The organism is Comamonas koreensis (assembly GCF_014076495.1).
Classification (GTDB): domain Bacteria; phylum Pseudomonadota; class Gammaproteobacteria; order Burkholderiales; family Burkholderiaceae_C; genus Comamonas; species Comamonas squillarum.
Genome location: NZ_CP043575.1, coordinates 2,827,550 through 2,841,649, shown reverse-complemented (window position 1 = coordinate 2,841,649; position 14,100 = coordinate 2,827,550). Strand labels below are relative to the sequence as shown.

16 protein-coding genes are annotated in these 14,100 nt (G+C 61.8%); 4 read left to right on the top strand and 12 right to left on the bottom strand.

Annotated features, from left to right (window positions below; all coding sequences use genetic code 11):
* Together F0Q04_RS12900 and F0Q04_RS12895 are read right to left on the bottom strand one after the other, a co-directional pair.
* Positions 1–387, bottom strand: coding sequence for a PRC-barrel domain-containing protein (locus F0Q04_RS12900; RefSeq protein ID WP_409935195.1), 387 nt, complete (start codon positions 385–387; stop codon positions 1–3).
* Positions 388–418: 31 nt separating this feature from the next.
* Complete coding sequence (locus tag F0Q04_RS12895) at positions 419–601, bottom strand: CsbD family protein (protein WP_021028228.1); 183 nt, start codon at positions 599–601, stop codon at positions 419–421.
* A gap of 489 nt (positions 602–1,090) precedes the next feature.
* Here F0Q04_RS12895 and F0Q04_RS12890 point away from each other — a divergent pair, with 489 nt between their 5' ends.
* Positions 1,091–1,411, top strand: a complete 321-nt coding sequence (locus tag F0Q04_RS12890) for an FHA domain-containing protein (protein ID WP_165841234.1) — start codon at positions 1,091–1,093, stop codon at positions 1,409–1,411.
* Between the two features lie 91 nt (positions 1,412–1,502).
* Here the strand turns inward: F0Q04_RS12890 and F0Q04_RS12885 are convergent, their stop codons facing one another.
* From F0Q04_RS12885 to icd, 9 genes are all read right to left on the bottom strand, one after another.
* A complete protein-coding gene (locus F0Q04_RS12885; protein WP_182341083.1) occupies positions 1,503–2,576 on the bottom strand; it encodes an alcohol dehydrogenase in 1,074 nt (357 codons plus the stop codon).
* Between the two features lie 219 nt (positions 2,577–2,795).
* Positions 2,796–3,293: a disulfide bond formation protein B gene (locus tag F0Q04_RS12880; protein WP_232539330.1), complete on the bottom strand. Its 498-nt coding sequence runs from the start codon at positions 3,291–3,293 to the stop codon at positions 2,796–2,798.
* A 134-nt stretch (positions 3,294–3,427) separates the two neighbouring features.
* On the bottom strand, positions 3,428–4,561 hold the full coding sequence (locus tag F0Q04_RS12875; protein WP_182341080.1) for a sulfate/molybdate ABC transporter ATP-binding protein: 1,134 nt from the start codon (positions 4,559–4,561) through the stop codon (positions 3,428–3,430).
* Positions 4,562–4,584: 23 nt separating this feature from the next.
* Entirely contained in the window at positions 4,585–5,550 is a 966-nt protein-coding gene (cysW, locus tag F0Q04_RS12870) for a sulfate ABC transporter permease subunit CysW (protein ID WP_165841235.1), read from the bottom strand.
* Between the two features lie 12 nt (positions 5,551–5,562).
* Positions 5,563–6,435 (bottom strand): sulfate ABC transporter permease subunit CysT, encoded by an 873-nt coding sequence (cysT, locus tag F0Q04_RS12865; RefSeq protein ID WP_021028234.1) that lies wholly within the window; start codon positions 6,433–6,435, stop codon positions 5,563–5,565.
* A gap of 72 nt (positions 6,436–6,507) precedes the next feature.
* A complete protein-coding gene (locus F0Q04_RS12860; protein WP_182341077.1) occupies positions 6,508–7,512 on the bottom strand; it encodes a sulfate ABC transporter substrate-binding protein in 1,005 nt (334 codons plus the stop codon).
* A 119-nt stretch (positions 7,513–7,631) separates the two neighbouring features.
* A complete protein-coding gene (locus F0Q04_RS12855; protein ID WP_182341074.1) occupies positions 7,632–8,183 on the bottom strand; it encodes a DUF1439 domain-containing protein in 552 nt (183 codons plus the stop codon).
* 31 nt (positions 8,184–8,214) lie between these two features.
* Entirely contained in the window at positions 8,215–8,859 is a 645-nt protein-coding gene (locus F0Q04_RS12850; RefSeq protein WP_232539329.1) for a trimeric intracellular cation channel family protein, read from the bottom strand.
* A 56-nt stretch (positions 8,860–8,915) separates the two neighbouring features.
* A complete protein-coding gene (gene icd / locus F0Q04_RS12845; protein WP_116927332.1) occupies positions 8,916–10,181 on the bottom strand; it encodes an NADP-dependent isocitrate dehydrogenase in 1,266 nt (421 codons plus the stop codon).
* Between the two features lie 315 nt (positions 10,182–10,496).
* Between icd and F0Q04_RS12840 the strand changes: the two genes are divergently transcribed.
* The 3 genes from F0Q04_RS12840 to F0Q04_RS12830 all read left to right on the top strand — a co-directional run bounded on the left by F0Q04_RS12840 (position 10,497) and on the right by F0Q04_RS12830 (position 12,652).
* Positions 10,497–10,940 carry a DUF192 domain-containing protein gene (locus F0Q04_RS12840; protein ID WP_116927333.1) on the top strand — a complete coding sequence of 148 codons (444 nt, stop codon included), beginning with the start codon at positions 10,497–10,499 and terminating at the stop codon, positions 10,938–10,940.
* Between the two features lie 89 nt (positions 10,941–11,029).
* On the top strand, positions 11,030–11,614 hold the full coding sequence (locus F0Q04_RS12835) for a peroxidase-related enzyme (protein WP_116927334.1): 585 nt from the start codon (positions 11,030–11,032) through the stop codon (positions 11,612–11,614).
* Positions 11,615–11,626: 12 nt separating this feature from the next.
* Complete coding sequence (locus tag F0Q04_RS12830) at positions 11,627–12,652, top strand: Ldh family oxidoreductase (protein WP_182341071.1); 1,026 nt, start codon at positions 11,627–11,629, stop codon at positions 12,650–12,652.
* 57 nt (positions 12,653–12,709) lie between these two features.
* Here the strand turns inward: F0Q04_RS12830 and coaBC are convergent, their stop codons facing one another.
* The gene (gene coaBC, locus F0Q04_RS12825; protein WP_182341067.1) at positions 12,710–13,924 is read right to left on the bottom strand and encodes a bifunctional phosphopantothenoylcysteine decarboxylase/phosphopantothenate--cysteine ligase CoaBC; all 1,215 of its coding nucleotides are present in this window, start codon (positions 13,922–13,924) and stop codon (positions 12,710–12,712) included.
* Positions 13,925–14,100: the final 176 nt, after the last annotated feature.

Below are 14,100 nucleotides of genomic sequence, written 5' to 3'. Positions count from 1 at the left end.
TTATTTCTTGGCGTACTCAAACTTAGGCAATGCCTTGAGCGCATCCTTGGTCGCACCCGGCAATGTGATCTTGTCATTTTGCACGCGGAACTGGCCCACAGGGATCGCGACATCATGCTTGCCAACGCCCAGAAAACCGCCAGCACCGATGATGGCATAAGAGACGGCCTTGTCGGGCGCAACGATCACGTCGTCGATCTTGCCCACGGACTTGCCTTCTTCGTTGTAAACGCTCTTGCCGAGAACAGACTTCTTGAGGCTCCAACCCGTGGCAACGGCCTGGATTTCCGTCTGCTCGACACCCAGCTTTACGCCACCTGCAACGGGCACTTGTGTCTGCGCAAAGGCGGAGCCCGCAGCCATCGTGATCGCAAAAGCGCCCAGCATCAATATCGATTTGGATTTCATCGTCAACTCCTTATTTCTTCGCAGCGTCTTTGGCGGCTTCTTGCACATTGCCTGCTGCCTTCTGTGTCTTGCCTTCCACCTGCTTGGCAATGCCCTTGGCCTGCTGCTCAGGGCTGTTCACTGCTTCACCGACCTTCTGCTGGACCTTGCCAGCCGCATCTTTGACGGCACCTGCGACTTGATTCTTGTTCATGCTTTTTCCTTCAGTGGTGTTGCAAAGCAACGTTGGGATGGCTCAACGATAGCGCGCAACAACAGGCAAAACGCTAGGTGCAGTACCTGTCCGGTAGTGGGGATAGGCTTACAGCGGCCCACCATGGATGGTTCAACGATCGCCTTTGCGCTGGAGGGAGGTAGTGATGCCCGGCCCTGTTTGTGCTTGGATGCGCGTGAAATTTGTTGGTGCATCCTCAGTGCTGAGCTGCGGACCATCTGAAAACCGCGCTCAAAGCCTTTGAGTAAAACGGTAGGGATTGACACAAAGCCGGCACCCAGGATGGGTACTAACCCCTACAATCGCGCACCCTTTTTTAGATTATTTGTTTTTATTTGGTTTTTTTCATAGTTTTTGCGCATTGAGCGCTGCTATGACAATGATTGGCAATGTGTATCAATTGTGAGCGAATAATAGATGCATAATCCGCCCAGACCTTTCAATAGCCAGTTCCTCCAGGAGCTCACCATGTTGCCGGAAATCCTTGTTCGTTCTGATCTGCAATCTCCCCCCCGCGCCATCCAGCTGGAGCGCGGTTGCACGGCCATTGGCCGAGGTCCGAGCAGCGGTCTGTTCCTGAGCGACCCGAGCATCAGCCGCGACCATGGGGCCTTCAGCTACTACATCGGCCTGTTGATGGTCGAGGACCATGACAGCACCAATGGCATCTTTGTCAACGGCCGCCGCGTCAAGCGCCAGGTTTTGTATGCGGGTGACCAGGTCAGCGTCGGCCCTTTCCAGATCGTCGTGAAGTCCGGCTCCGTGCCGACCTTGGAGACGCAGGACTAAGCGCTGCCGCCCCACGAAAAAAGTCCGCATTCGCGGACTTTTTGCATGGCCACTGCATGGTCAGTGGCGGTCTGGTTCAGCGGCGGGAGATTCAGGCCACCGCTTCTTCGTTGGGGGTCAGCATCAGGCGCCCCACGGCCTTGCCCTGCTCCAGCGCCACCAGCGCCGAGAACGCCTTGCTGAAATGCATGCAGGTGGTCGGCACCGGGCTCAGCTTTTTGTCGCGCACCAGTGCGATCAGCTCGCGCAGATCGCCCAGGTTGCCCACATAGGTGCCTTGGTAGGTAATGGCGCGGATCGCATGCGTGGGCGTGGGCAGGTCCACATGGCCGCCAAACAGGCCAATCTGTACCAGGTGGCCGCCCTTGGTCAGCATGTCAATGCCCTGCTGCACGGTCTGGCTCGAGCCCACGCAGTCAATGATGGCCCAGACGGCGCCACCGGCAGCCTCCTTGACCTCCGCGATGAAGTCCGCCGACTTGGGATCGATGACGACATCGGCGCCCGCATTCAATGCCGCTGCATGCTTGCTGGCATCAGGCTCGACCACCACGACGCCAGCGCCACCCATGGCCTTCATCAGCAAGATGGCCATCAGGCCCAGGCCGCCTGCGCCAAACAACACAACCTTCTCGTCCTTGAACACCTGGGGGGAGATCTTCTTGATCGCGCTGTAGGTGGTGAGACCCGAGCAGGCATAGGGTGCGGCGCGCTCGGCGGGCATGTCGCCGATGTCCACCAGGTAGTAGGCATGGTTGACCAGCACATGGTCGGCGTAGCCGCCATTTTGGTACACACCCATCGATTTGCCAGCCAGGCAAAGGTTTTCGTCACCGCGCTTGCAGACCTTGCATTCGCCGCAGCCATGCCAGGGGAAAACCACATAGCGCTTGCCGATCTCGACACCCTTGGCGTCCGGGCCCATCGCCACCACCTCGCCGGCGATCTCATGGCCCAGGGTCAAGGGCAGCTTCATGCCGCGGTCGGCCATCGACAGCTTTTTGCCATTGCCCAGGTCGTACTCGCCATGCCAGATGTGCAGGTCCGAGTGGCACACACCCGCGGCCTCAATGCGCACCAGCACCTGGTCTCCGGTCGGTACGGGGGTTGGGCGCTCGCTGCGCACCAGGGGTTCACCAAAGCCGGTGACGTCATAGCTGATCATGCGATCTCCTTGTTGCTTGTTCGTTGTAATGAGCCGGGCCAACGGGCCTGTCTCGATGCCTGTCAGATGAGCATGTTAGTGCGGCAGTGTTTCTGCACAAGCTCGCTATCACGCACACCAGTCGCATTGGCGATAAAGCGTGGGCGGGCATCTGCCAGCGCAGGTCGGGCATCAAAAACGCCCCTCAAAAGGGGCGTTGGCATGCAGCACCGAAGGTGCTTAGCGCTTGGCTTTGAACAAGGCCAGCAGCAGCACAATGGTGAAGCCAGCGAAAGCGATGAAGGACCAGTTGGCAATCGACAGACCCAGAAAGGTCCAGTCGATGGCCGTGCAATCGCCCGAGCCACGGAAAATCATCGGCAGCGAGCGGCTGATCGGGTAGTTCTCGATCATGCCGTAGAAGTCGCGCCCGCAGGTAGCGAACTCCGGTGGATTCCATTGCAGCCAGCTTTGGCGCGCTGCGGTAAAGGCACCAAAGGCCGAGAACAGCAGCGCCAGGCCGCCAAAGCTCTTCCACCAACCGGCCGACGAGGGCCGCAGGCTGCCCAGCAGTGCCAGCACACCGACTGCAATCAGGCAGTAGCGCTGCACGATGCACATCGGGCAGGGCTCCAGCCCCACCACGTGCTGCAAATACATGCCAAAGGCCATCATGGCCGCGCAGGCCACAAAAATCAGCGCCAAGGTGCGGCGCGGTGCGTTCCAGATCCAGTTCAAGTCATGTCCTTATGCTGCCAACCCCGCCATCTTACGCGTACAGACCTGCAGGGGCCTGAAACCAGAAAACCGGCCCCACCTCATGGGCAGAACCGGGTCTCACAGCATCAGGCGCAGGCGCGAGCGCCAGGGCATTAGATATTGGCTGCTTGATCGAGAAAAACTCGGGCTTGGCGCGGTGTCACCACCAGCGTCTCGCCTTCCTTGAGGCCCATGGCTTTGAACTGCTGCGCAGAAATCTGCGCCTCAATGAGCTTATCGCTGTTCGAAGCCTCGGCACCCTGGGCTTGGTGCCCGCCAATGGCAATAAGTTCCAGACGGGCGATGGGGCCGACCACAATCGCGCGGTCGAGCTGGGCGACGATGCCGCGCTGGCGGCCATCGGCGTCTTTTTCCTGGCCGGGCGAGTAGCGCTCCACATCCAGCTCATGGGGCCGCACATAGGCCAGCGCCTGGGCATTGTTGGCCGAGGCAAATTCAGGTGAATCGATCTGCACGCCCCCCTCCACCACCGTATGCCCGCCGGTGGCGCGGCCATGGAACAGGTTGACATCACCCAGAAAGCCGTAGACGAAGGGGCTGGCCGGGCTGTCCCAGACTTCCTGGGGCGTGCCGGCCTGCTCGATCTGGCCCTTGTTGATCACGACCACGCGGTCGGCCACTTCCAGCGCTTCTTCCTGGTCATGGGTCACGAAGATGCTGGTCACATGCAGCTCGTCGTGCAGGCGGCGCAGCCAGCGGCGCAGCTCCTTGCGCACCTTGGCATCGAGCGCGCCAAAGGGCTCGTCGAGCAGCAGCACCTTGGGCTCTACCGCCAGCGCGCGGGCCAGCGCAATACGCTGGCGCTGGCCGCCCGACAGCTGCGAGGGGTAGCGGTCTGCGATCCAGTCGAGCTGCACCAGCTTGAGCAGGCTCATCACCTTCTCGCGGATCTGGCCTTCACTGGGGCGCTCCTTGCGGGGCTTGATGCGCAGGCCAAAGGCCACGTTCTCGAACACCGTCATGTGGCGAAACAGCGCGTAGTGCTGGAAAACAAAGCCTACGTTGCGGTTGCGCACATGCACATCGGTGGTGTCTTCTCCGCTGAACTGGATGGTGCCCTGGTCCGCAGACTCCAGGCCCGCGATGATGCGCAGCAAGGTGGTCTTGCCGCAGCCCGAGGGGCCCAGCAGCGCGATGAGTTCACCAGATTTGATGTCCAGGTTGACGTTATGGAGCGCTTTAAAGCTGCCAAACGACTTGGAGATGTTTTGGATTTCAATGCTCATATCCGACCTCGAAAATACCGTGTTTATGCCGTGACTGCGCTGTCATCGCGCGGCCGCTCGGGCGGCAGGCTGGCTGCCTCTTTGTGCTCTTTCTCGGCACGCCACTCGGCGATCGATTTGAGCACCAGGGTCACCAGCGCCAGCAAGGCCAGCAGCGACGCCACCGCAAAGGCTGCAGAAGACTGAAAGTCGGCATACAAAATCTCGACATGCAGCGGAATGGTGTTGGTCTGGCCGCGAATGCTGCCGGAGACGACTGAGACCGCGCCAAACTCGCCCATGGCTCGTGCGTTGCACAGGATGACGCCATAGAGCAAGCCCCATTTGATATTGGGCAGGGTTACGCGCCAGAACGTCTGCCAGCCCGATGCTCCGAGCACAATGGCGGCCTGCTCCTCATCATTGCCCTGGGCCTGCATCAGCGGAATCAGCTCACGGGCGATGAAGGGGAAGGTCACGAACACGGTAGCCAGCACAATGCCCGGCACGGCAAAGATCACCTTCAGGTTATGGGCCTCCAGCCAGCTGCCAAACCAGCCATTGGCACCGAACAGCAGCACATAGGTCAGGCCCGCCACCACCGGCGACACCGAAAACGGCAGGTCCACCAGCGATGTCAGCAAGGCCTTGCCCTTGAATTCGAACTTGGCAATCGCCCAGGCGGCAGCCACACCAAACACCAGGTTCAGCGGCACGGCAATCAGCGCCGTGATCAAGGTCAGCTTGATGGCCGACCAGGCATCGGGCTCGGTAAGCGCTGCCACATAGGTGTCCCAGCCCTTGCGCAGCGCCTCGACAAACACGGCCACCAGCGGCAGCAGCAAAAACAGCACCATGAAGGTCAGCGCAATACCGGTCAGGGTCCAGCGCACCCAGCGCGGCTCGGTCACGGTGCTCTGCACTTCGGGCGCATGGCGGGCCACATACTGGTAGCGCGCCAGCACCGTGCCCAGCACCACCACCACGATGGCAATCAATACGAGATACATGGTTGGCATGGCTTAAATCCCCGCACGCTTGCGCTGCCAGCTTTGCAGGCCGTTGATGAGAAGCAGCAGCACGAAGGAGATCACCAGCATCACCATCGCAATGGCGGTGGCACCGGCATAGTCATGCAGCTCCAGCTTGGCCATGATGACGAAAGGCGTGATCTGCGACTCCATCGGGATGTTGTTGGACACGAAGATGACCGAGCCATACTCGCCCACCGCGCGGGCAAAGGCCATCGCAAAGCCGGTCAGCAGCGCCGGCCCGATCGCGGGCAGGATCACCTTGTAAAAGGTTTGCCAGCGCGAGGCACCCAGGCTGCCGGCAGCCTCTTCCAGCTCTTTTTCAAAATCTTCGAGCACCGGCTGCACCGTGCGCACCACAAACGGCAGGCCGATAAAGATCAGCGCAAACACGATACCCACGCGGTTGAACACCAGCTGGATGCCCAGCGGCGCAAAGTACTGGCCAATCCAGCCGTTGTCGGCCAGCAAGGCGGTCAGCGAAATGCCGGCCACGGCCGTGGGCAGCGCAAAAGGCAGATCGACCAGCGCATCGACGATCTTCTTGCCTGGGAACTTGTAACGCACCAGCACCCAGGCGATCAGCATGCCAAACACCAGGTTCACCAGTGCGGCGATCAGTGAGGCACCGAAGGTGACCTTGTAGGCGGCCACGGCAATGGGTGCGGAAATCGTGGTCCAGAACTGGTCCCAGGTCAGCTCAAAGGTCTTGAACAGCAAGGTCGCCAGCGGGATCAGCACAATGATGCTGAGGTAGAAAATGGTGTAGCCCAGGGTGAGCCCAAAGCCTGGCAGTACCCGTTTGGCACTCCGGCGTTTGGCACTGGGCACGGCGTTGGCCGGGGCAGTGATGGCAGCTGACATGGATTCCGATCGGCAAAAATCTACAGAAAATACGCAGTCAGCGCCCGGCTGGCGGGCGCTGCTGCTGGCTCATCACTTCTTGGGGTCGGTAAACAGCTTGTCGAAATAGCCGCCGTCGCTGAAATGGGTCTTTTGCGCCTCGCCCAGGCTGCCGAAGTACTTGGCCACGGTGAACTGCTTGATCGGCTTGAACACGTCTGCGTGCTTTTTCAGCACCGCTTCGCTGCGGGGACGGATCGCATGGTTGGCAGCGATTTCCTGGCCTTCATCCGAGTAGAGGAAATCCAGGTAGGCCTTGGCCAGCTCGGCCGTGCCCTTTTTCTCGACCGTGCGCTCGACCACGGCGACCGGGTTTTCAGCGGTGATGCTCACCGATGGGTAGACGGGGTCCACCTTGCCTTTGCCAAATTCACGGTCGATGGAGACCACTTCCGATTCAAAGGTGATCAGCACATCGCCCACATTGCGCTGCAAGAAGGCGGCCGTCGCATCGCGACCGCCCTTGGCCAGCACCGGCACGTTCTTGTAGAGCTTGCTGATGTAGGCCTGCGCATCGGCGTCCGAGCCACCCTTTTCACGGGCTTGGCCCCAGGCAGCCAGATAGGCGTAGCGGCCATTGCCACCCAGCTTGGGGTTCACGACCACCACCTGCACACCGGGCTTGATCAAGTCATCCCAGTCCTTGATGCCCTTGGGGTTGCCGTTGCGCACCAAAAACAGCATGGTCGAGGTGGTGGGTGATGCGTCGTTGGGAAACTTCTTGGCCCAGTCCTTGGCGACCACACCCTTGTCGGCGAGGAACTCCACATCGGTCGTGGTGTTGAAGGTCACCACATCGGCGGCCAGGCCTTCAGACACGGCACGCGCCTGGGCGCTGGAGCCGCCATGGGACTGGTCGACCTTGATGTCAACGCCCTTGGTCTTCTTGTAATGGGCGATAAAGGCTGTGTTGTAGTCCTTGTAGAACTCGCGTGCGACGTCATACGAGACATTGAGCAGCTGGTTTTGTGCCAGCACCGAACCACTGGCCACCAGCGCTGCGGCAACCACCAAAGATTTCAATCCACCCAGTTTCATGTTCTGCTACCCGTTCGTATGAAGTGATGTAGCAAATTGTGGACTTTTGTACTTAAAACTCAAACGAATATATTCTTGTTAATTTATGGTGTTTTGAGAATAAAGAAAAAAGCGCAGCATCACAGGCCCAAAATGACGACGATCACACCCTTGTCCACCTTGACGTCGCGAACCTTCATGCGCGCAACGCGCTGGCGCGCGTCCGATGCATTGAGCGTGTAGATCGGTTGCTGGGCCAAGTACGAGGCCATCGCGGCCTCCAAAGCGACCTGCGCCATCGCCGTGCGCCGGTCATCGAGGCCCTGCACCACCAGCTTGTCCATCACCGGCTGGTCCAGAAAGATCGCGCCGCGCTCGGCGTCATAGCGCAGTGAGGAAGACACATCGATCTGCGCGCCCAGCAGCTGACTGCCGCTGGTGTTGGTCGTGACCGTCATGTTCAGCCCAAAGTCGACGCGCTCGCTGTCCTCACTCAAATGCACCCGCGGCTGCGCCATGGTGACCGACACCAACGGGTAGCGCTGGGTCAGCGGTAGGCGCTCGGCGAGCTTTTGCTCGAGCTGCGCCTGGCTGATGCGGATCTCATAGGTCTTGCCCGCCAGGTACCAGATGGCAGCGGCGCCCACCAAGGCCAGCAGCGCCAGCAGTGACCATGCAAATTTTTTTCCCATGCCTGCACAACTCCTCTAGCTACAACCTTGTTTATTCCACCCGCCAGCTCGGCAGCCGCCAATGCCGCCACAGCGCAATCGCCCGCAGCCCGGCGGTGACGAACACACAGCCGAGCATTGGTGCCATCTCGGGCACGGGCGAGCTGCGCAGCAGCAGATCCACCCAGCCACCGACAAAAGCGCAGACTGCATAGGGCTGGTGGTCACGGAAAGCCTGCGGGATCTCGCCGCACATCACATCGCGCAACACCCCGCCAAACACCCCGGTGATTACGCCCATCATCACGCAAATGAGCGCGGGCAGCCCTTGCTCGGCAGCCATGTCCACGCCCACCGCGGCAAACAGGCCCAAACCCAGCATATCGGGCCAGAGCATGGCGCGCTCGGTCAGCGCAAAATGGCGCTGCCGCAAAAACACGATGGCCAGCAGGCTGATGCCCAGGATCACCCAGACAAAGGTCTCCTGCCGCACCCAGAAGAAGGGCCGCTGGTCCAGCAGCAGATCGCGCAAGGTGCCGCCGCCAAACGCGGCCACAAACGCCACCACGCAGACGCCGACGACATCGAGCCTCTTGTGCGCCGCCTTGATCACCCCGGACAGCGCAAACGCGATCGTCGCCGCGATCTCCAGCACCTGGCGCGCAGTGTCGATGATGTGCGGTGTGTCCATGGCCATGGGCAACAAGGTAAGGGGCGGTGTGCGGCTTGGTGCGCACCCCCGCCGGTGGAAGGTCAGGCAGCTTGCATATTGCTGATCATCTCGTCGCCAAAGCGCGAGGTGCTGACCTGCGTGGCGCCATCCATCAGCCGCGCAAAGTCATAGGTCACGCGCTTGGAGGCAATGGTGGCCTCCATCGCGGCAATGATCAGGTCCGCCGCTTCGCTCCAGCCGATGTGGCGCAGCATCATCTCGGCCGACAGGATCAGCGATCCTGGATTGACATAGTCCTTGCCCGCATACTTGGGCGCTGTGCCATGCGTGGCCTCGAATACCGCCACTTTGTCTGACAGATTGGCACCCGGCGCAATGCCGATGCCGCCCACCTGGGCGGCGACCGCGTCCGAGATGTAGTCGCCATTCAAATTGAGGGTGGCGATCACCGAGTAATCGGCCGGGCGCAGCAGCACCTGCTGCAGGAAGGCATCGGCAATCACATCCTTGATGATGATCTCGGAGCCATCCTTGGGGCTTTTGAGGCGCATCCAGGGCCCCCCATCGATGACCTCGGCGCCGAACTCCTTCTTGGCCAGCGCATAGCCCCAGTCGCGGAACGCGCCTTCGGTGAACTTCATGATGTTGCCCTTGTGCACCAAGGTCACGCTGGGCTTGTCATGGTCGATCGCATACTGGATGGCCTGGCGCACCAGGCGCTCGGTGCCTTCGCGCGATACAGGCTTGATGCCGATGCCCGAGCTTTGCGGAAAACGGATCTTCTGCGAGCCGATCTCCTGCTGCAAAAAGGCGATCAGCTTGACGGCTATATCGGAGCCGGCCGCAAACTCGATACCGGCATAGATGTCTTCGGAGTTCTCGCGGAAGATCACCATATGCGTCTTGTGCGGCTCGCGCACCGGCGAGGGCACGCCTTCAAAGTAGCGCACCGGCCGCAGGCAGACATACAGGTCCAGCGTTTGGCGCAGGGTGACGTTCAGCGAGCGGATGCCGCCGCCCACCGGCGTATTCAACGGCCCCTTGATGGCAACCAGGTACTGGCCGATGGCATCCATGGTTTCCTGGGGCAGGCTTTGGCCCTCGCCATACAGGCCAACTGCCTTGTCACCGGCAAACACTTCCATCCAGGCGATGCGGCGGGCCTCGCCATAGGCCTGGGCCACCGCTGCATCCACCACCTTGCGCATCACCGGCGTGATGTCGCGGCCCACGCCATCGCCTTCGATAAAGGGGATGATGGGCTGGTCGGGCACGCACAGGCTGTGGTCTGCATTGGCCGTGATGGCCTGTCCGCCCTCGGGCTGCTGGATATGTTGAGCACGCATCGTCACAAATCTCCCAATCTGATTCTTCGCCCAGCCCCACACCAGGCACCAGGCGCATGTGTTACCGCCAACGATTCTATCGACAAATACCGGCCCGCCCTGACTGCGCAGATGCGACAGCCAGACACCGCACCGCGCATGGCACAGCGGGCCCGCAGCAAAGCGGGCATGGTGTATAAAACCGGCTATGGCGCGCTGCGCCGCCACGGCACATCTCGTGCACCCTGCTTTGTGAGAGTCTTGACCACCATGTTCCCCACCCCCTTGGCCATCCGTTCTTCCCGCCTCGCTCAGCGCTGCCTTGCCGCATCGGCCATGGCCTGCGCATTGGCCGCGGCCTTGCCGGCTGCGGCGCAGCAGGCCGCACCCACCGGAGAGCCCCAGATGCAGCTGGCCCGCACCGAGCTGACGGCCGGCATGCACCGCATCCATGCGCAGGTGGCGCAAACGGCGCGCGAGAAGGAAATCGGCCTGATGTTCCGCAAGGAGATGCCGGCCAACGAAGGCATGCTTTTTGTGTTTGACCGCCCCGGCACTCAGTGCTTCTGGATGAAGAACACCCTGTTGCCGCTGACCGCCGCCTTTGTCAGCGATGACGGCACCATCGTCAACCTGGCCGATATGCAGCCGATGACCGAGGACTCGCACTGCTCGAGCAAGCCGGTGCGCTATGTGCTGGAGATGAACCAGGGCTGGTTCAAGCAAAAAGGCATTGCCGCTGGTACCAAGCTGCGCGGCCGCCCTTTTAGCGCAAACTGACCCTCCCCTGCAGTAGTCACCAACAGGCAGGCCCGGCGCAGGGCTTGCCTCTATGATGGTCCGCAGAACAACCCTGTGGAGACAAGACCATGGCTGCAACTGCGCGCTACCCCCTGCCTGACCTCAAGAGCCTGCCCCAAGACATCCAGGCCCGCATTGCCCAGGTGCAGGAAAAGGCCGGCTTCATCCCCAATGTATTTTTGGCCTTTGCACGCCGCCCGGCGGAATGGCGCGCCTTCTTTGCCTACCACGATGCGCTGATGGAGCGCGAGGAAAGCAGCCTGAGCAAGGCCGAGCGCGAGATGATCGTCACCGTCACCAGCGCCCACAATGAATGCCTGTACTGCGTGGTCGCGCATGGCGCGCTGGTACGCATCTACGACAAGGCCCCGATGCTGGCCGACCAGTTGGCCGTGAACTACCGCAAGGCCAACATCTCGGCGCGCCAGCGCGCGATGCTGGATTTCGCGATGAAGGTCTGCACCCGCTCGCAGGAGATTGACGAGGCCGACTTCAGCGCCCTGCATGCCCATGGCTTTGATGACGAAGACATCTGGGACATCGCTGCGATCACCGCCTTTTTTGGCCTGAGCAACCGCATGGCCAGCTTTGCCGGTATGCAGCCCAATGAGGAGTTCTATCTGATGGGGCGCATTCCCCGCAGCAAGTCATAAGAAAGGCGAGGCATGGATCAATCACAAGAAGACATCCTGCTGATCAGCGAGAGCGACCTGCGCCGCTTGGCGCTGCAGGTGCTGCAGCACCTGGGCCTGAGCGCCCCCCATGCCCAGGCCATTGCCCGCATTGTCGTGGCCGGCCAGCGCGATGCCTGCCAAAGCCATGGCGCCTATCGCATCCTGAGCGCGGCCCAGACCATCCGCACCGGCCTGGTGGACCTGCAGGCCCCTCCTCTGCTGCAGCCTACGCAAGGCGCGATCACCCGGGTCGATGCCCAGCGCGGCTTCTCGCCCTGGGCGCTGGAAGTGGGCCTGCCGCCCTTGGTGGCAGCCACCCGCAAGCTGGGCATGGGCGCCTTGGTGATCAACCACTGCTTTCACTTTACGGCGCTGTGGCCCGAGGTGGAGATGCTCACCGACGAGGGCCTGGCCGCGCTGGTGATGACACCCAGCCATGCCTGGGTGGCTCCGGCAGGCGGCAGCAAAGGGGTATTTGGCACCAACCCGATCGCCTTTGGCTGGCCCCGGCCCGGCCCCTACCCCTATGTGTTTGACTTTGCCACCAGCGCCATTGCGCGCGGCGATCTGGACCTGCACCGCCGCGCCGGCACCCCGCTGCCCGAAGGCGTGGGCATTGACGCACAGGGCCAACCGTCCACCGACCCGGCAGCCGTTGCCCAAGGGGCGATGCGCACTTTTGGCGACCACAAGGGCTCGGCCCTGGCCACCATGGTCGAGTTGATGGCGGGCATGCTGATTGGCGACCTGGGCAGCCAGGAATCGATGGCGCTGGACGCTGGTGCCGGCGGCATGCCCTGCCATGGCCACCTGGTGCTGGCTTTTGACCCAAAGCGCTTTGCCGGCGAAGACTGGCCTGGCCACCAGGCGCGCGCCGAGGCCCTGTTTGCCGCCATCCAGGGCCAGGGCGCACGCCTGCCATCCGAGCGGCGCTATGCCGCGCGGGCTTCGAGTGCGCAGCAAGGCATCCGCCTGCCGCGCCAACTGCACGACGAGATCCTGGCCTTGTTGAACTGATGCACAGCAAACAGCCGCCCATCTTGGCGGCTGCAACTTGGGAAGCTTGTGGCCGGACTAGCGCGCGATGCGCTTGGCAATCTCGGCGACCAGCTGCTCACCCAAGACTGCCTTGCTGGCATGGGGCAGCTCCTTGTGGCCTTGCGCATCCACCAGCAGCAAGGCGTTGTCATCCTTGCCAAAGGTAGCGGGGCCAATATTGCCGACCAAGAGCGGGATCTGCTTGCGCAGGCGCTTGGCCTGGGCATTAGCCAGCAGGTTTTCGCTTTCTGCAGCAAAGCCCACGCAGTACAGATCGCCGCATTGGGCGCGCGGCAGCTGGGCAACGGTGGCCAGAATGTCCGGGTTCTCGACAAAGGCCAGCTGCGGCACCTCGCCACTGCCGTCTTTTTTGATCTTCTGGTCGGCCGCCTGGGCTGGGCGCCAGTCGGCCACCGCAGCGGTGGCGACAAATACATCGGCGCCGTCAATGTGGGCCAGCACCGCTTGGAGCATGTCTTGCGCCGATTGCACATCGATGCGGCGCACACCGCGCGGCGTGGGCACATGCACGGGGCCGGCTACCAGCATGACCTCGGCGCCAGCGGCCTGGGAGGCGCGGGCAATCGCAAAGCCCATCTTGCCGCTCGAGAGGTTGGTGATGCCCCGCACCGGGTCAATCGCCTCAAACGTGGGGCCGGCGGTGATCAGCAGCTTTTTGCCTGCCAGCGCCTTGGCGCTGAAAAAATACTGCAGCTCTTCCTCGATCTCGGCGGCCTCCAGCATGCGGCCGTCACCGGTCTCGCCGCAGGCCTGGTCGCCATTGCCCACGCCCAGTACCACCGCACCATCTGCCTGCACCTGGCGCAGGTTGCGCTGTGTCGCAGGGTGGGCCCACATCTCGCGGTTCATCGCCGGGGCCAGGATCAAGGGCACGGTATCGATCGGCCGCGCTAGGCACAACAGGCTCAGCAGCTCATCGGCGCGGCCTTGCACCAGGCGGGCGATAAAGTCGGCGCTGCAAGGGGCCACCACAATGGCATCGGCCTCGCGGCTGAGGTTGATGTGCGGCATGTTGTTGTGCTCGCGCGCATCCCACTGCGAGGTATAGACCGGGCGGTTGGAGAGCGCCTGCATCGTCACCGGCGTCATGAACTGGGTGGCCGACTCGGTCATGACCACCTGCACGGTCGCGCCCGCCTTGATCAACCGGCGGCACAGCTCGGCAGACTTGAAGGCGGCAACGCCGCCCGACATGCCGAGGACAATATGTTTTCCATGGAGCTGGTTCATGCCCGCCAATGTAGCAGAGGCGCAGCGCTGCCGCTGCACTGCAGCAGACAAGAGAGCAGTAGCAGGGCGGCTATCTTGGCAGCGATGCATCGGGTGCAAACCCGTGACCTTGGAAGCCCATTTACTGCAGCTGCCCGCACAGGCTGGCATACGCCTTTATAATCAGAATTTCCCAC